General features: G+C 62.5%; 1 protein-coding gene. It reads left to right on the forward strand.

Annotated features, from left to right (window positions below):
• Positions 1-10 precede the first annotated feature (10 nt).
• Positions 11-360 (forward strand): Abi family protein (locus IF64_RS0124985; protein WP_036878001.1); only part of this gene is annotated, 350 nt, incomplete at its 3' end.

Raw genomic sequence — 360 nt, forward strand, 5'->3', positions numbered from 1 at the left:
GAGTTCCCACATGCCCGAAAAGTCACTACGGGCTCGGGGGTCCCTTCGTTACGAGAAGCCGCCGCTGACGGTTGACGCGCTTCTGACGTTGTTGTCCGAGCGTGGCCTGCACTTCCCTGATCCCGATAAGGCCGGTCGGTACCTGCGTCACATCGGCTACTACCGGCTCTCGCCGTACACGATCCCGTTCCAGCAACGCGATCGCTGGCCCGCTCACATTTTCCGTGAGGGGACCACGTTCGAGGACGTGCTGGATCTGTACGTGTTCGATCGAGCGCTACGTCTGTTGGTGACGGACGCGCTGGAACGGGTCGAAGTCGCGGTTCGAGCGGCGCTCACCGATCACATGTCGACGGCCCA

It is taken from the genome of Prauserella rugosa (assembly GCF_000719975.1).
Classification (GTDB): Bacteria; Actinomycetota; Actinomycetes; order Mycobacteriales; family Pseudonocardiaceae; genus Prauserella; species Prauserella rugosa.